Source organism: Kitasatospora sp. NPDC058444 (genome assembly GCF_042721415.1).
In the GTDB taxonomy this organism is placed as follows: domain Bacteria; phylum Actinomycetota; class Actinomycetes; order Streptomycetales; family Streptomycetaceae; genus Kitasatospora.
In genome coordinates, this window is sequence record NZ_JBHXLL010000054.1 from 1 (window position 1) to 16,489 (window position 16,489).

The 16,489-nt window shown below is 69.7% G+C and carries 12 protein-coding genes and 1 CRISPR repeat array; of the genes, 11 read left to right on the forward strand and 1 reads right to left on the reverse strand.

Annotated features, from left to right (window positions below):
* The first annotated feature begins 352 nt into the window (after nt 1–352).
* The 10 genes from cas6 (at nt 353) to cas2 (ending at nt 11,627) form a co-directional block, all read left to right on the forward strand.
* The gene (cas6, locus tag ACFWP2_RS35145; RefSeq protein WP_380459287.1) at nt 353–1,117 is read left to right on the forward strand and encodes a CRISPR-associated endoribonuclease Cas6; all 765 of its coding nucleotides are present in this window, start codon (nt 353–355) and stop codon (nt 1,115–1,117) included.
* Complete coding sequence (locus ACFWP2_RS35150; protein WP_380459289.1) at nt 1,114–1,473, forward strand: hypothetical protein; 360 nt, start codon at nt 1,114–1,116, stop codon at nt 1,471–1,473. Before cas6 ends, ACFWP2_RS35150 begins: the two co-directional genes overlap by 4 nt.
* Nucleotides 1,474–3,785: 2,312 nt before the next feature.
* Nucleotides 3,786–4,226: a hypothetical protein gene (locus ACFWP2_RS35155; protein WP_380459292.1), complete on the forward strand. Its 441-nt coding sequence runs from the start codon at nt 3,786–3,788 to the stop codon at nt 4,224–4,226.
* 1 nt (nt 4,227) lies between these two features.
* Entirely contained in the window at nt 4,228–5,661 is a 1,434-nt protein-coding gene (locus tag ACFWP2_RS35160) for a hypothetical protein (RefSeq protein WP_380459295.1), read from the forward strand.
* Nucleotides 5,662–6,723: a type I-B CRISPR-associated protein Cas7/Cst2/DevR gene (cas7i, locus tag ACFWP2_RS35165; RefSeq protein WP_380459298.1), complete on the forward strand. Its 1,062-nt coding sequence runs from the start codon at nt 5,662–5,664 to the stop codon at nt 6,721–6,723.
* A complete protein-coding gene (gene cas5, locus ACFWP2_RS35170) occupies nt 6,720–7,472 on the forward strand; it encodes a CRISPR-associated protein Cas5 (RefSeq protein WP_380459300.1) in 753 nt (250 codons plus the stop codon). The genes cas7i and cas5 overlap by 4 nt, the downstream gene beginning before the upstream one ends.
* Nucleotides 7,454–9,859 (forward strand): CRISPR-associated helicase Cas3', encoded by a 2,406-nt coding sequence (gene cas3 / locus ACFWP2_RS35175; RefSeq protein WP_380459303.1) that lies wholly within the window; start codon nt 7,454–7,456, stop codon nt 9,857–9,859. Before cas5 ends, cas3 begins: the two co-directional genes overlap by 19 nt.
* Nucleotides 9,856–10,377 carry a CRISPR-associated protein Cas4 gene (locus tag ACFWP2_RS35180; protein WP_380459306.1) on the forward strand — a complete coding sequence of 174 codons (522 nt, stop codon included), beginning with the start codon at nt 9,856–9,858 and terminating at the stop codon, nt 10,375–10,377. The genes cas3 and ACFWP2_RS35180 overlap by 4 nt, the downstream gene beginning before the upstream one ends.
* Nucleotides 10,377–11,357, forward strand: coding sequence for a type I-B CRISPR-associated endonuclease Cas1b (cas1b, locus tag ACFWP2_RS35185; RefSeq protein ID WP_380459308.1), 981 nt, complete (start codon nt 10,377–10,379; stop codon nt 11,355–11,357). Before ACFWP2_RS35180 ends, cas1b begins: the two co-directional genes overlap by 1 nt.
* 6 nt (nt 11,358–11,363) lie before the next feature.
* The gene (gene cas2, locus ACFWP2_RS35190; protein WP_380459311.1) at nt 11,364–11,627 is read left to right on the forward strand and encodes a CRISPR-associated endonuclease Cas2; all 264 of its coding nucleotides are present in this window, start codon (nt 11,364–11,366) and stop codon (nt 11,625–11,627) included.
* Nucleotides 11,628–11,716: 89 nt separating this feature from the next.
* Nucleotides 11,717–12,594: direct repeats of the CRISPR family, unit length 29 nt; unit sequence GTCGTGATCAGCCCTGGAGGGCTTGCAAC.
* A gap of 106 nt (nt 12,595–12,700) precedes the next feature.
* Here the strand turns inward: cas2 and ACFWP2_RS35195 are convergent.
* The gene (locus ACFWP2_RS35195; protein ID WP_380459313.1) at nt 12,701–14,671 is read right to left on the reverse strand and encodes a lamin tail domain-containing protein; all 1,971 of its coding nucleotides are present in this window, start codon (nt 14,669–14,671) and stop codon (nt 12,701–12,703) included.
* Between the two features lie 267 nt (nt 14,672–14,938).
* On the opposite strand from ACFWP2_RS35195, the gene ACFWP2_RS35200 reads away from it, so the two are divergent.
* Nucleotides 14,939–16,465: an FMN-binding glutamate synthase family protein gene (locus ACFWP2_RS35200; RefSeq protein WP_380459316.1), complete on the forward strand. Its 1,527-nt coding sequence runs from the start codon at nt 14,939–14,941 to the stop codon at nt 16,463–16,465.
* Nucleotides 16,466–16,489: the final 24 nt, after the last annotated feature.

A 16,489-nucleotide genomic window follows, 5' to 3' on the forward strand; every position in this document is an offset into this window, starting at 1 on the left:
CCCATCCGCATATCTCACACACCATCGGATACAGCCGTCGCAACGAGCCCGTCTGGCAAACCGGGACGGTTCACCCTGACGAGCTGAAGTCAGTAGGCCTGGTCAGGGGACTGGTTGCGAGCCCTCCGGGGCTGATCACCACCCGAGGGTAAAGCACCAGGTCCAGGGGCGTGCACGGCTTGCTTTCGAGTGACCTGCTGCGGCGACTCGGCGGTAGTGCATCGTCGCAGGTCAGGCTGCTTTGGGTCTGGTGCCCCGGCGGGGGGGACGCTGTTCTCGTCGCAGGGCTGGTGGCGGTGCCGTTGTCTCTAGCACACAAGGCCCGTTATTGGTGCAAATTGTGAGGAATGCGATGTCGATCGTTCACGCCCAACTAGCTTGCGGCGTGTTCAGGTTGCGATACGCGGTTCGGGAGTGTGCGGTGCGGGTGAGGGTCGATGTGATGCCGGATGCGCCGAGTGTGCGGTGGGAGGACGTGCACGGGGCGGCGCGGGGTGTGGTGTACGGGTTGCTCAGCGGGGAGGATGAGGCGCTTGCGCGGGCCTTGCACGACGGGGGGTGGCAGGGGAAGCCGTTGAAGCCGGTGGGGGTGGCCGGGCCGTTGTTTCTGGGGGCGCCGCGCAAGAAGGGCGTGTACACCACGTCGCGTGACGGGTCGGTCTGGTTCGGGTCCCCAGTGCCGGAGATCGCGTCGGTGCTGGTGCGTGCGTTGGCCGGGACGGAGGAACTGGCCTGGGGGAAAACGCGGTTGTGGGTGCGCGGAATCACCGTGGACGCGGACGCCGTGCGGCCGGCGGGGAAGGGGCCGGTGGAGCTGGAGACCGTGACGCCGGTCGTGCTCAAGCACGAGGATCGGAACCTGCTGCCGGGCGACGAGCACTACCTCGACCGCTTGCAGCACAACCTGGCGCACAAGGCGGACCTGCTGGGTTTGCCAGCCCCTCGCGGTTTGCGGGTTCTGGAGGCGGGCCCTCGGCGGCGGTTCACGGTGCGCGGGGCGCCGCGGATCGGGGCCCGGGTGCGGGTGGCGATGGAGGCCGACGGCCGGTTCGTGAACGCGATCCGCTCCTGGGGCCTGGGCCTGGACACGATCCAGGGGTTCGGGTGGGTGCGGTGACCGCACTCCTCGCGACCGGCCATCCGTTGCAGCGGGCGGGTGCCTGGGCCGCGGTGGTCATCGCCGAGCGCGACGACCCGCGCCGGGTGAGTGCGGCCGACCTCGACTCCGTCTCGTCCGTCCTGGTGGACGACGTGCTCGCGGCCGCGACGGCGCCCAAGGACAGCAGCCGCTACGACTGGTGGAAGGTGCTGTTCGCGCTCTACCCGAACTCGAAGGCCACGCACAGCAAGCGGCCCTCCGACCCAAACGTGCTGAGGCCGGACATCGAAAGGTTCTTCGCCCGAGACTCTCGGGATTCCCCGGAGGCCGGCCCGATGCGGCCGCGCACATTCTGCAACGCCGGCACCCGCTGAGCGGACTTTTCGCTTATTGAGGCAAGGTTGTTCGACCGTACCCGCTGACATCCCGGATGCCGGCTGAGGCCGACGTCCTGACATGATCCGGGTGCCCGGTCGCCGCGTGGCGGCCGGGCACCCAAGATGGTCGTTCACGTGCCGTGGGTCAAGAGGTACGGTTGTTGGGACGGCGGCACTGCCGAGGTCGGCGTCGTTGTGCACCACTCCGACCCCGCCCCGCCGGACGCAGCTTCGCGGCACGCTCGAACCGAGCCCTCGAGCGCTTCAACTCGGCCACCCGACGCGGCGACCGCCGAGTGCGGCGCGGACGCCGCACGGACGTTTCCACTGCTGTGCCCGGTGGCAGACTCCTCTGTCGGCTGGCGTGGTTCTTGATGAGCTGAAGAGACCACTCCAACACGGTGCTCAGGGCTACTCCCGCGATCTTGATCGAAGTTTCTTCCTGCCAGGGCAACTCCATGAACTGCACTTCTATCCTCCACTGGATCGACAAGCTGGAGGGGCGTGGATCACGCGGCCAGGCTGACACCCGATCTGTGGCCCCCCACCCCGAAACGACCGGCCGCGTCGGTAGGCCCGGGAGCCCGGGGAACCAGCGGCACTTGGAGCCGGGTGACTCCACACGCGATGGCCAGTGGTAACGGCAGATCTTCGGTACCCAACCGCAAGGGGCACGCGGCATCCGGCAGAGGAACTCCTTGGGCCTCCAACTGTTGCCTCGATCCCAGAGCCACCTCAGGTTGCCGACACGCGCATAGGGGGTGAGTGGTTGCGGTCGCCGAATCTGCCGCTCGCGGTGTCACCTCGGATGCGCTGATGTTGATGGGGCTACACGGGCAAAGACCGCGTTCGGCAGAAGGCCCGCCAGCAGAAGCGCGACACAGCCAACAGCGGGTCGGCGAGCCCGAGAACGGATTCAGAGACGTTCACCTTGTCCTCCCTCCACGAAGCAGAGGTTCTTGACTGCGAGTCGCGCGCATCGCTGATGTTCTACGCGCTCAGGTCGGCACCAGTATCGGCGACTCAGCATGGGAGCGCTCTGAGGCTTGCTCGCCGCTGGGAGATAGCCGCTGCTCGCGGACCTGGCTAAAGCAACAGGTGAACGGCTGTGTACCGGACCGTCAGTGTGGTTGGTGAGCGGTGCTTTCTGGAACTAAGGTGCACCCGATCGTGGGACGAGCATCGCAAAGTGCGAGCGTGTGACGCCGACTTGAGAATGACGACTGACCGTATAGCTCGCTCCGAGGAACTATCCTTCGAACGATTGGGAGGCGGCGGCGCCGACTCAGCGCTTTGGTCGCGGAGTACTCGGTACTGGATCGGATGAGCGCCGACCAGCGGCGGCGTCCCCCAGGGGCTTCACCGCCGCTGGCCTCTCGACCGACAGTATGGCGCGCTCATTGCAAGCCCTGCAGGGCTGATGAAGACGAATCTTGCTGGCGCCACGATGGCACCGCACTGGTGTCGGCCCGCCAAGAATAGCGACTCTTGGTGAAGATCATTGACGTCGTATCCTTAAGGGCTGGTCAGTACCGCGCTGGACCATGGCTTCTGCGGCATCGCGTTGGAAGCGATGGTTGATCAGGACGGACGCAATGAAAGATGCCCCAGACCTGTCGCCAGCCTCCAGAGTCAGCTACATGCCGATGCGGTTGGTCGACCTCCAGGGCCGCCTGCCTGCTGTCGTGATCCCTCCGAGGCTTGGTGGCCGCCGGAGTTCGTCCATCCGGCCACCCTGGAGGATGCTGGTCCCGATACCTTCGAGGGGGCGGTTGGCATCTGAAGATGGGGCGTCAGATCCTGAGTGCTGGCGGGCTGCTCGTGCGATGCTGCTGCGGCAACTCGACGGTAGTGCATCGTCGCAGGTCGGAGAGCTTTGGGTTTGATGCCGGCATAGGTGGACACTGTTCGTGCTCCGGAACTGGCCGTGATGCCGAAGCCCTAGCACATGGAGCTAGATCTTGGTGCAAATTGCCACGAACGTTATGTCGATCGTTTGCTTCCAACTAGCTTGCTGAACACTCGGGCTGCGATCCGTAGGTAGGGAGAGTGCGGTGCGCGTGAAAGTTGATGTGACGCCGGATGCGTCAAGTGTGCGCTGGGAGGACGTGCACAGAGCGGCGCGGGGCGTGGTGTGCCGGTTGCTCAACGACCAGGATGGTGCGCTGGCTCGGGCCTTGCATAAACACGGGGGGCGGGGGCAGCTGCTGAAGCCGGTGGGAGTAAGCAGGACTCCGTCTCTGGGGACGGCGCGCAGGGACGGTGTGTATTCCACGTCGTGTGACGGGTCGGTGTGGTTCGGGTCGCCGGTGCCGGAGATCGCATCGGTGCTGGTGCGCGCGTCAGCCGAAACCGAGGAACTCATCTCGGATGACACGCGGTTGCGGGTGCGAGGCGTGATGGTGGACAAGGACGCGGTGTTGCCGGCGAGGGAGGGGCCGGTGGACCTGGAGACGGTGACGCCGGTCGTTCTGGAACACGAGGACCGGAACCTGCTGCCGGGCGGTGAGTATCGCCTTGACTGCTCGCAGCGTGACCTGGCGCACAAGGCGGACCTGCTTGCTGTGGCGGCCCCGCAGGGTCTGCGGGTGCTGGAGGCGGGTCCTCTGCGGCGGTTCACGGTTCGCAGGGTCAGGGTGCTGTGGATCGGGGCCCGGGTGCGGGTGGTGATGGAGGCCGCCGGACAGTTCGTTAAGGGGATCCGTTCCTGTGGTTGGGCCTGGACACGATTCAAGGTTTCGGGTGGGTGAGGTGAGCGCCCTCATCGTGACCAGCCATCCTCTGCAGCGTGCGGGCGCGTGGGCCGTGGCGGTCCTGGCGAAGCGTGCGGACCCGGGACGGGTGAGCGAGTCGGATCTCGATGCCGTCGCGTCCGTCCTGGCAGCGGACCTGGTAGCGGCGGCGACGGCATCCAAGGACAGTACCCGCTACGACTGGTGGAAGGTGCTGTTCGCCCTGTACCCGAACTCGAAGGCCACGCACAGCAAGCGACCTTCCGACCCGAACGTGCTGAGGCCGGACATCGAGAGCCTCTTCGTCCCGGACACTCCAGGCACGGCGACAGTGCGGCCCTGTACGTTCTGCGCTACCAGCACAACGGTGGTGTGGGCGAAGTCGAATCTCCCGCTGTTCGACACGAGCAAGGCCCTGAACGCCCTGCCGCCGGGCGTTCCTGGCTGGCCGGTGTGCCGGGGGTGCCGGATCGCGATGTGGGCGCTGCCCTACGGGTCATGGGTGACGGCCGGCTCGGCCACGGTGCTCTCCTCTGACGAGGCCGACACCGAAAGGGAGTTCGCCCGCCGCAATGTGCTGCGTGCCCGGCGCGTCATGCAGGCCGGCTTCACCGGGTTGCCCGCCGGGGCAAGGCCCGAACTCGTCGTCCTCGTCGCGCTGCGGGACGCGACCGACGGACTGTGCGCGACCACCCTGTTCAGCTTCAAGAACGACAACCAGGAACCCTGGTTGCGCGTCACTCGTATGCGGCGCGCCGTACCGGCCTTCCTTGCCACTGTCGACGGCAACGCGCTACTGCGCCGCGGCTGGCAGCTGCTGCGCCGCGCCCTGAACTGCGACGACGCTCAAGGGCGAACCACCACCAGCGGTGCGGGTGAGGCGGCGCGGCTGCTGTTCGAGGCCGAGGACGGGCGAAGCCGTCCGCTGCTCGGACAGTTGCACCGTCTGCTCGCGGACGCAGATGGCCCGTGGAGCCTCCGTGACCGCGAGGCGCTGGTCCGGCTCGCCTTCACCTACGCCGAGGAGGTCTTCGGAATGGAAACGGATCTCGAACCTGTGGCGACGCTGATCGCCGACTGGATCGCTCAGGGCAGCAGCCCGCGCGGGCGCCTGGCGGAGTACCGCAAGGCCGCGCTCAGCGACTACCAGCTCGGCGCACTCCTGGTGCAGGCCTACACGCGCTTGCAACTAAACGGGCACGAAACCCCGTTGGCGGGTCCCGAGCTGTGGAAGCCGCTGATCCAGCGCCAGCCGCGGGCCTGGGAACAGCGGATGCTCCTGTTCGCGCAGGTGTCGGTAATCCTCCAGCAGCGCGGGGTCCGGGTCAGCGGCAAGACGGCCGACTCGGAGCAGGAGCGCGAGATCAAGGCGCTGCTGGATCGGCCGGCCTTCGCCGAAGACCACGGCGACGAATACGACGGTTACTACGACTACGAGATGGAGCAGTCGTAAATGGCTTACCTGGCAGGCATGATGGTGCTCTCGGTGAACGCGGGCGCACCCAACAACGGGCGGGGCGAGGAGACCATGTCCCGCGTGAAGTTCGCGCGGATCAGGGGCCGCAAGCACCCGTACGTGTCCGCGCAGGCGGCGCGCCGCTGGATCCGGGAGACCATGGTCGAGCGCGGCTCGGTGCCGTCGCCCGTCACCAGGGTGGGCAAGGCCCAGGGCAAGGCGCAGAAGGCCAACACCCAGGCGGATCCGGTCCGTTACGCGGACGACGACCTGTTCGGCTACATGCGGGCCGGGTCGAAGAAGGACGACGCGGCGACCACCCTGCGGGACAGCCCGTTCATGCTCGGCACTCTGATGTCCGTCGAGCCCGTCTACCCGACCGAGGACTTCGGCGTCATGTCCCGTGGGGTGACCGAACCCGTCCTGCACGGCCACGAGTTCTACACCGCCGACCTCGCCGCGCCCTTCCTGCTCGACGTGCCGAGGATCGGCACCTTCACCCTGCCGGGAGCGGACGGGGTGGGCCGGCCGAACTACCTCACGCAGGAGCAGGCGCTTCAGGTGGCGGAGGCGGTCGAACTGGGCGCCGGCACCGCCGTGTTCCGCGACCAGCCGGCCGTGCGGCTGCCGCTGGAGGAGCGCCGGCGTCGGGCGGCGCTGCTGCCCGAGGCGATCGCGCACCTGAGCGGCGGCGCGAAGCAGGCCCTGCATTACGGGGACCGGGTGCCCGCCCTGATGGTCCTGGTCCCCTTCAAGGGCGGCATCAACCCGCTGGGCAACGTGATCGACAGCGACCCGGACACGGGCGTGCGGGTGCGCGGCGACGTCCTGGTCCAGGAGCTCGAAGCATGGGAGGGGGAGTGGGAGGCGCCGGTTCGGGTCGGCTGGCGGCCCGGCTTCCGTGACCAGGCGCGCGAGGACTTCGAGAAGCAGTGCGCGCGGGAGCTGGGCGAGGGCAGCATCGTCATCGACCACCCCCGCACCGTCCTGCTCCGGCTTGCGGACGACCTGCGGTCGGGCCGGCTGGACGGCTGGTTCGACGACCCGGAGCCGCGATGAGCCCGGTGCCACCGGGAGGTCCGGTGCGGGCTGTGCCACCGGGCGGGCCGGTCCGGGCCCTGCGGGCGACCTTTCGCGCGCCCGTCGCATCCTTCCGGGACCCACTGTTCCCCGGCCTCACCCGCATCCTCCCGGTGCCGCCGCCCTCCACCGTCCGCGGCATGCTCGCCGCCGCCACCGGCGCGTACACCGAACCCTTCGTCTTCGGCATGGCGGCCTGGGCGGACGGCCACGGCATCGACACCGAGACCTACCACCCCATCGCCGCCGACGGCAGCAACCCGGCCGCCGGCGGCCGGGTCCGGGCCGGCAAGGGCGGCGCGACGGCCAAGGACCGGCCCTTCCTCGCCGACGTCCACCTGACCTTGTGGCTGCCCGAACCGGAGTCGGGACTGGAGGGCAGCCGGTTCGCCAGGGCGCTGCGCCGCCCGCGCCACGCGCTGCGCCTGGGCCGCTCCCAGGACCTCGTCCACCTCACCGGACTCGCCGAGGTCCTCCTCGAACCCGCCGAGCGGGCGGTCGTCGGGCACGCGCTCGCGCCCGCCGACGGCCACGGTGTGCGGTCCGCCCACACCCACCGCCTCGCCGACACCGTCTCCACCGACCGCCTCACCACCACCTGGTCCGACTACCTGTGGTGCGACGAAGCCGCCGGGGCGGCCCCGGTCCGCGGCGCCTACCGCGAAGCACCCACCGGCAACGACCACCCGCACAAGGACACCCAAGCCGTATGGCTCCTGACCCCCTGACCCCGCCACTGACCCCACCACGACGGCGCGCCCTCACCGACCTGCGGGCCAAGTCCCGCCCCCGCCACGACCCCGAACGCCTCACCACCCACCTGCGCACCGTCCACGCCGCGGTCGCCCAGCTGGAAGCCCGCATCGGAGCCACCGGCGTCATGGCCACCGAACCGCTGTTCTGGACCCTCGTCCGGATCGCGGCCCTGCTGCACGACGCGGGGAAGATCGCCGAACTGTTCCAGCGGCAGCTCGAACCCGGGGGCACCCCCTGGGGCGAGCGCCACGAGGTCCTCTCCCTCGCCTACGTCGACCTGCTGGCTCCCACAGCGGGGTTGAGCGGTGAGGAGCGTCTGCTGGTCGCCACGCTGGTCGCCAGCCACCACCGGCCGCTCCACTCGGCGTCCTCCGTCGGCGGCGGCAAGCCCGCGCTGTCCCGCCAGTACAACGAACAGACCCGCTGGGACGAGGCGTTCGGCCACCTGCACGGCCCGGACGGCCGACGGCCACAGGTCCCGCGCGGCCTGCACCAGGAACTGCTGGCCTGGCTGGCCGGCTTCCTCGGCACGGAACCGGCGCCACCGGGACCGAAGGAACCGGGCCTCGCCGAGCGGGCCCGGCTGCTCCTCCACGACGTGTTGGCCGCCTGGAGGCTCCCCGTGAAGGCCCACCGGGGCCTGCTCGCCGTCCTGGCGCAGGGCGCGCTCACCCTGGCCGACCACGCCGGCTCGGCCCACGTGGACCTCCAGACCCACATGCCGCTGCCGACCGACTACCTCGCCCGGCTCCCGTACCCGCCGCACCGCCACCAGCACGACGCAGGCGCGACCGTGGGCCACCTCGTCCTCGTCGCACCCACCGGCAGCGGCAAGACCGAAGCCGGACTCGCTTGGGCTGCACGGCAGTTGGAGACCATGTCCGGCCTGCCGCGGCTCGTGTGGACCCTGCCCTACCGGGCCTCCCTCAACGCCGCCCGCCGCCGCTTCCAGAAGACCCTCCACCCGGCCGCCGGGGAGCGCGAACCCGACATCGGCCTGCTCCACGGCGCCCTCGCCCGTACCCTCCTCACGGAGGCGCTGGAGGACGACTGCTGTAGCCCGACCCAGGACGACGCCCGCAAGGCCCGCGCCCGGGCCAACGCCATGCGGCTGTTCACCCAACGCGTGCGCGTCGCCACACCGCACCAGCTCCTCGCCGCCGCCATCGCCGGACCCACCCACTCCTCCGCCCTCCTCGAACAGGCCAACTCCCTCTTCGTCCTGGACGAACTCCACGCCTACGACCCGGAGACCTTCGGCCGGCTCTGCGCGTCGATGCGGCTGTGGGAACAACTCGGCAGCAGGATCGCCGTGTTGTCCGCCACCCTCGCCCCGCCGCTGCTCGCCATCGTCGACGAGAGCCTCCAGCAGCCGGTCACCTGCCACCGGGCCGCGCCCGGAACGGCGCCCGTGCGGCACCGCCTCGTCGTGGACGAGCGTCCGCTGAAGGACGCGGAGAGCATCGGGCGGCTGGAGGGGGGGTTGGAGGAGGGCCACAGCGTCCTCGTGGTCGTGAACACCGTTGCCACCGCCCAGGCCCTCTTCACCGCCCTCGCCGACCATGCCCGGCAGCACCGCCCCGATGACCAGGACGCCGCGCTGCTGCTCCACTCACGCTTCAGGAACAAGGACCGCGACGCGATCGAGGACCGGCTACTGAGGCGTCACCCGGAGCGCCGACCAGACGAACTGCGGTGCCGGGGAGGACTGGTCGTGGCCACCCAGGCGGTCGAGGTCTCGCTCCAGCTCGACTTCGACCGGGGCGCGGTCGAGAACGCCCCCGTCGAGGCCGTCGCGCAGCGCGCCGGACGCGTCAACCGGCGAGGCCTGCACCCGGACGGGGCGGTCGAGTTCCGGGTCCACCGCACGGAGAGCCATCGCCCGTACGACCAGGGTGCCGTGGACGCCGCCTGGTCGGCCCTGACCACCCTGGTCGCCGAGGGCGTCACCACCCTCAGCGAAGAGGACATCGACCGGCTCCTCGCCCTCGCCTACGACACCGACTGGGGCCGTCGCTGGGAGGACCGGGCGCGACAGGCCCGCGACGGGTTCACCGCGGAGTTCCTCACCTTCACCGACCCGTTCCACGACCGCACCGAGCACGCGAGGTCCCTCGGTGAACGCTTCGACACCGTCGAGGTGCTCCTGGAGGAGGACGCCGAAGAGTACCGGCAGCTCGCGGTCGGCAAGGACGCGGACCCGCTGCTCGCCGCCGGTCTGCTCATCCCGCTGCGTTTCGGACAGCTGAAGACCTACAACGCCCGTTTCGACCGCGCGCTCGGCGTCCACCGCATCAACGGCCGGTACGACTCCGTCCTGGGCCTCCGCCCACCCGCAGAGCCGGAGACCATCCTGTGAAACCCATCCCCATCGACCCCATCCGGGACGACCACGGCCTCGGCGGCGTCCACATCAAGTACCTCCGGCACTGCCCGCGCCAACTCTGGCTCTACATGCGGGGCTACCGGCCGGAGGGCGGCAGCGACCTCGTCGCGTTCGGGGAGGTCGTGAGCGAGACGACGTTCACGCGCCGCCGGGACGTCGACCTCGGCGAAGCCCGCATCGACTGGGTCACCGCCGGCGCCGTCGTCCACGAAACCAAGTCCTCCCGCACCCCGTCGCCCGCCCACGACGCCCAGGTCCGCCACTACTGCCTGCTCCTCGAACGCCGAGGCGTCAACGTGCGCGGTGGCATCGTGCACTACCCGCTCATCCGCCGCACCACCGACGTCCCCTGGAACGAGGAGGCGAGGGAAGCGGCCGAGACCGCCGAGGACGAAGCCCGTGCCGTGATCGCCCTGGGCGCAGCCCCTGAACGCCAGACCCGCGCCGCCTGCCGGGGCTGCTCCTACCTTGACTACTGCTGGGGAACCTGATGCCCGCCGCCGGCCGTACCTACTGGCTCACCGAACCCTGCCGCATCCGCCGCGAAGACAACAGCATCCGCATCGAGCGGGCCGACGGCAGTCCCGTCCACCTGCCCATCACCGACATCCGGGACCTGGTCACCTTCGACCACGTCGACCTCAACACCTCCGTGATGTCCCTCCTCAGCCGGCACGGCGTCACCGTCCACGTCCTCGACCACTACGGCAACCACGCCGGACACTTCGCACCGGCGGGGGCCATGTCCTCCGCCGCCGTCGTCCGCCGACAGGTCGAGATCACCGGAGACCCGGAGCAGCGCCTGCCCATCGCCCGAGCCCTCGTCCTCGCCACCGCCGAGAACCTCCGCTGGGCCCTGGAGTCCGATCTCCTCGATCCGGCACTCGAAACGCTGCGTGCCGCCCTGCCCGACTGCCACGACACCGACGAACTCATGGGTCAGGAAGGCAACTTCCGCCGCACCGCGTGGGCTGTGCTCGACACCCGCCTCCCAACTTGGCTTCGGCTCAACGGACGCAGCCGACGGCCACCCACCAACGCTGGCAACGCCTTCATCAGCTACCTCAACTCCTTCGTCTACGCCCGCGTCCTCACCGCCCTGCGCAGCACCCCGCTCCACCCCGCGATCGGCTTCCTGCACAGCGACACCGACCGCCGCCGCAACACCCTCGCCCTCGACCTCGCCGAACCCTTCAAACCCCTGTTCGCCGAACGGCTGCTGCGGCGGGCCGCAAGCCAGAAGCACCTCAAGCCCGGCGACTTCGAGACGGAGGTCGGCCGCGCCGCACTGAGTACGGATGGCCGCAAGAAGATCGCCGCCCTCGTCCGGGACGAACTGGCGACGACCGTGTACCACCGCACGCTCAAGAGGCAGGTCAGCTACGAGGAACTCATCCACCTCGAAGCGCTCAAGCTCGTCCGGCTGTGCCTGGAGGGCACGCCCTACAAGCCCTTCCGGCCCTGGTGGTAGCGGCTGATGTTCGTCATCCTGGTCTACGACACCGCCGCCGAATGCAACCCGAGAGTCCTCAAAACCTGCCGCAAGTACCTGCACTGGACGCAGCGCAGCGTTTTCCAGGGCGAACTCACCGCCGCCCAGTACCGCGCCCTCACCAGCGCGCTCAACAACGTGATCGACCCCACCTACGACAGCATCGTCACCTACACCGCCCGCTCCCCGGACATGATCGCCGCTACGACGCTCGGCGCCACCCTCGGCGGGCCGGGCGACATCCTGTGACCAGCGCCGCTGCAGTACTGACCAGTCGCTGCATTTCCACGACCCATGGCAGCGCTTGCAGGCTTTCTGACCTGGGACTTTACCCTCGGGTCGTGATCAGCCCTGGAGGGCTTGCAACCCGGCTACGTGGACCAGGCGGCGTCCGACCTGATCGCGGCGTCGTGATCAGCCCTGGAGGGCTTGCAACGAGACGACTGAGTAGACAGCTGAGCAGCCCCCAGACGTCGTGATCAGCCCTGGAGGGCTTGCAACCCTCCCGCCCCATGTCCCTGCCTGCCCTCATCGTTGCGTCGTGATCAGCCCTGGAGGGCTTGCAACCTCCAGGAGCTGACGGGCCCACCGCTCCTTGTCGGTGTCGTGATCAGCCCTGGAGGGCTTGCAACGTGAGACTGCCACCCACACGGTGCGCCGCGGCGCGTCGTGATCAGCCCTGGAGGGCTTGCAACATGGCGAAGTACCAGAGCAACGGCGCGACCGGCAGCGCGTCGTGATCAGCCCTGGAGGGCTTGCAACTCTCGGACGCCCTGCGCCGCATCCCGCTGCACGGCGCGTCGTGATCAGCCCTGGAGGGCTTGCAACTCTACGACACGGCGCTGCCGGTGCTGGGCGCGGACCAGTCGTGATCAGCCCTGGAGGGCTTGCAACGGGCGATGCGCGCCGCGTACGGGACGCCCTCGTCCGGTCGTGATCAGCCCTGGAGGGCTTGCAACGCGTTGCGCGAGGAGAGGATCTGCTGCCAGTTGGCGTCGTGATCAGCCCTGGAGGGCTTGCAACGCCCCCCTCGCCAGGGCCTGCTCCGTGCTCGGGGTAGTCGTGATCAGCCCTGCAGGGCTTGCAACGCCTCGACCAGGCGCCGCTCGTGATCGGCGAGGGTGCCGTGATCAGCCCTTGAGGGCTTGCAACAGGCACACGCCTACCGCCTCGCAGCGGACTTCCACGTCGTGATCAGCCCGGAGGGCGTGCAGCCAGATGGGGAGCTGCGCCGCCGTCAGCTCGGTGACTGGCCGAGCGAGTTCGCCGGTCGGAGGCGGCCCCGCAGGGAGCCGCCTCCGACCGGTGGAGTGCTCAAGCGATCAGCACGGGAACGTCCCGCTGTACAGCGAGTGCCCGTACGACGACGTACCCGAGCCGAACCCGTAGATGCCGTCGTCGCTCCAGACGGCTTCGCGGAAGCCGTTGAGGCAGGTCGACGCCGGGGCGAGGGCGAAGCCCTCCAGGTTGTCGACGGGCATGACGGCCGGGTTGCCGTAGGTCACGTCCGGGACGATGGCGCCGGCGGCGTTGACCTTCAGGAGGGTGTGGGTCTCGCCGCAGGTGTTGTCGCAGGTGGCGATGATGCGCTGGGTTCCGGCGTCGAAGGTCACGTCCATCACGGAGGCCTTGCCGGTGGCGATGGTGCCGAAGGTGGTGAAGCTGCCGTCGGAGTTGAGGCCGTAGACGTGGAGGGTGCCGTCCCACTCCAGGCCGGCGAAGTACAGGCCCGCGCCGTGCAGCGGGTAGTTCGCCGGGTTGTAGGGGGCGCCGGTGAGCGGGTCGGTCCAGCCGTTGGCGGTGAGCCAGGTGTCGGGGACGTAGCCGACGCCCTCGAAGCCCAGGTTGGCGTCGTCCTTGCTGCCGGTGTCGAGCTGGGGGAACTGCGAGGTCATGTCCCACTGGTGGATCGGGGTGAGGGTCGATCCGGTCGCCGCCGGGTCGAACTCCATGATGGTGTCCTTGGGGGCGGTGTTGTTGGTGTTGTCGCGCTCGGAGGTCACGTAGACGTGGCCGTTGCCGCCGACGGTCAGCCCTTCGGAGTCGGGTTGGCCGGTGCCGCCGGCGAAGCGGATCTGCTTGCCGGTGGCGCTCCAGGACGGGTCGGGGATCCACTTGCCGTTGCTCTTGACCAGCTTGTACAGCCAGTTCTTGTTCTTGGCCGCCCACAGCACCGACGGGTTTGCCGGGTCGAAGGCGAGGCCGCTGAGGTCGCGGCCTTCGGGGCCGGTGGAGGTGGTGAAGGCGCAGACGTTGTCGGCGATGGTGACGTCCAGCCCGCCGGGCCAGGCCAGGGTGCCGGCCGGGGTGGAGCCGGTGCCGCTGGGTGCCTCGGGTGCGCAGCCGCTGGTGAGGGCGCCGCCGCCGCCGAGCAGTCGGCCGGTCTGGCCGCCACCGCCGGTGCCGGAGCAGGAGTTCGCGCTGCCGGGGGTCGCGGTGGTGGAGGTCCGGAACCAGCCGGTGCCGTTGGCGCAGCGTTCGTCGGAGGGCTTGGCGCCGTCGGTGGCCCAGGTCACCGAGTCGACGGTGGTGCCGTTGCCGTCGAGGAGGAAGACCGCGTCGTTGTCGCCCAGTCCGAGGGTGGAGTCGAAGGTGACGTAGCCGCCCGCGGGGATGCTGGTCGCGCTGGGCGAGGAGGACGAGATCGGGACCGGGGTGTGGGTGGTGTCGGCGTCGACGTACTTCCACGACGCGATGCTGACGGCGCTGGTTCCGCCGTTGTACAGCTCCACGGTGTCCGCGCCGTTCGAGGTGACCTCGTTGATGCGGACCCGGCTCGCGGCCGGTGTCGAGGACGGGCAGCCGGAGGCGTTGGCGGCGCCGAAGGTGGTGGCGGTGGTGGTGGTCACCCACGCCCCGGTGCCGTCTCCGCCGCAGCGCGCCATCGCGGGCTTGGCCCCGCCGGTGGCCCACTCGACGCGGTCGACGACGGTGCCGTCGGAGGTGTAGATCACCAGCTTGTCGGAGTCACCGAGCCCCTTGGGTGAGTTGAAGGTGACGAAGCCGCCGGCCGGGATGGTGGTGGAGGACGGGCTGAAGGCCTGCGGGGAGAAGGCGTCGTCGGACATCTTCCAGCCGCTGATGCTCACTGCGGTCGAGCCGGTGTTGTACAGCTCCACCGTGTCGTTGTTCGACGAGGTGACCTCGTTGATCCGGATGTTCTGGTAGCCGGCCGGGTCCGCGGCGGCCGCGGGCTGCGCGGCGAGCAGCCCGGTGGCGACCAGTCCTGAGAGCGTCAGTGCGGCGGCGCATACGGAGGCGACGCCGGCGCGCGAGTGTGAGGAGGTAGTCACGAGGCCGAACTCTGATGACACAACGTGGAAATGGCGTGCACTCAGGGTGAACGACGTCTGCTGGCCACCCGAACGCCAGGCGTACGGCGGCACCCGGGCCCTGGGCGCGGGGCCGTCCGGGTGCCCTCTTACCATCGTTTGGCGTTCCTCGACGGAGCCGCTGCCCGTCCGGCGGCGTCCCCGCCGTCCAGCGCGCCATCCCGCACCCCGTACGACACGACGGCCCCACCGCCCGGCGACGGAGCCGTTCACCGAGGAGGAACGTTCATGCAAGCCCGGAAGATCGGCGCGGCCGCCGCCACAGCGGTGGCCGTCCTGGCGGCCCGCGACCTCGTGCAGAAGCGGCACGCGCTGCTCCGGAACTTCCCGGTGGTCGGGCACGCCCGGTACCTGCTGGAGAGGATCGGGCCCGAGCTGCGGCAGTACATCGTGACCTCCAACGAGGAGGAGCGCCCGTTCAGCCGTGACCAGCGTTCGTGGATCTACGCCTCGGCGAAGGAGGAGAACAACTACTTCGGGTTCGGGACGGAGGTCGACGTCGAGCACGTGCAGGGGCACGCCTACCTGAAGCAGCGCACGTTCGCCGGCCCGCTGCCCGACGCCCACGACCCGCAGGCCGCGCTGCCCTCGGCCAAGGTGCTGGGCGGTCCCCGCGGGCGCGCCAAGGCGTTCCGGCCGGCGAGCGTGGTGAACATCTCGGCGATGAGCTTCGGCTCGCTCTCCGGCGCGGCCGTCACGGCGCTCAACAAGGGGGCGGCGCTGGCGGGCACGATGCACAACACCGGCGAGGGTGGCCTCTCGCCGTACCACCGCAACGGCGGTGACCTCGTCCTCCAGCTCGGCACCGCGTACTTCGGCTGCCGCAACGCGGACGGCAGCTTCAACCTCGACAAGCTCAAGGAGGTGGTCGCCGGCGCGCCGGTCAAGGCGATAGAGATCAAGCTCTCCCAGGGCGCCAAGCCGGGGCTGGGCGGGATGCTGCCGGGTGCGAAGGTGACGCCCGAGATCGCCGCGATCCGCGGCATCCCGGTCGGCGTGGACTGCGCCTCCCCGTCGCGGCACACCGCGTTCGGCGACGTCGACTCGATGCTCGACTTCGTCGAGCTGCTGGCCACCGAGACCGGGCTGCCGGTCGGGGTCAAGAGCGCGGTGGGGGAGGCGGGCTTCTGGCAGGAGCTGGCCACGCTGATGGCGCGCGGTGACCGCGGGGTCGACTTCGTGACGATCGACGGCGGGGAGGGCGGCACGGGGGCGGCGCCGCGGATGTTCGCCGACTCGGTGTCGCTGCCGTTCCGGATGGGCTTCTCCCGGGTCTACGGCACCTTCGCCGAGCTGGGGCTGACCGACGACCTGACCTTCATCGGCTCCGGCAAGCTCGGCCTGCCCGAGAACGCCGCCGTCGCCTTCGCCCTGGGCGTCGACATGATCAACGTGGCCCGTGAGGCGATGCTGTCGATCGGCTGCATCCAGGCGCAGAAGTGCCACACCGACAAGTGCCCCACCGGCATCGCCACCCAGAACCCGTGGCTGGCCCGCGGCGTCGACCCGGCGTCGAAGGCCGACCGGGCCGCCGCCTACCTGCGCACCCTGCGCAGGGAGCTGATGAAGGTCTCGTCGGCCGTCGGCGTCGCCCACCCGGGGCTCATCACGGCCGACGACTTCGAGATCATGAACGGCGACTACGAGGCCCGCACCCTGGCCGGTGTGTACGGCTACAAGGACGGCTGGGGCGAGCTCGGCCCGCACCTCGCCGAGGAGATCACGGCGCTGCTCACCGGCAAGCCGAGCGTCTGAGAACGTGTCGGGTGATCGGTTGAT

What these genes read in the sequence shown, in the direction of transcription:
- cas6 (WP_380459287.1), top strand. Translation starts at nt 353, where the DNA reads ATGTCGATCGTTCACGCCCAACTAGCTTGCGGCGTGTTCAGGTTGCGA.
- cas7i (WP_380459298.1), top strand. Translation starts at nt 5,662, where the DNA reads ATGGCTTACCTGGCAGGCATGATGGTGCTCTCGGTGAACGCGGGCGCA.
- cas3 (WP_380459303.1), top strand. Translation starts at nt 7,454, where the DNA reads ATGGCTCCTGACCCCCTGACCCCGCCACTGACCCCACCACGACGGCGC.
- ACFWP2_RS35200 (WP_380459316.1), top strand. Translation starts at nt 14,939, where the DNA reads ATGCAAGCCCGGAAGATCGGCGCGGCCGCCGCCACAGCGGTGGCCGTC.
- cas2 (WP_380459311.1), top strand. Translation starts at nt 11,364, where the DNA reads ATGTTCGTCATCCTGGTCTACGACACCGCCGCCGAATGCAACCCGAGA.
- cas1b (WP_380459308.1), top strand. Translation starts at nt 10,377, where the DNA reads ATGCCCGCCGCCGGCCGTACCTACTGGCTCACCGAACCCTGCCGCATC.
- cas5 (WP_380459300.1), top strand. Translation starts at nt 6,720, where the DNA reads ATGAGCCCGGTGCCACCGGGAGGTCCGGTGCGGGCTGTGCCACCGGGC.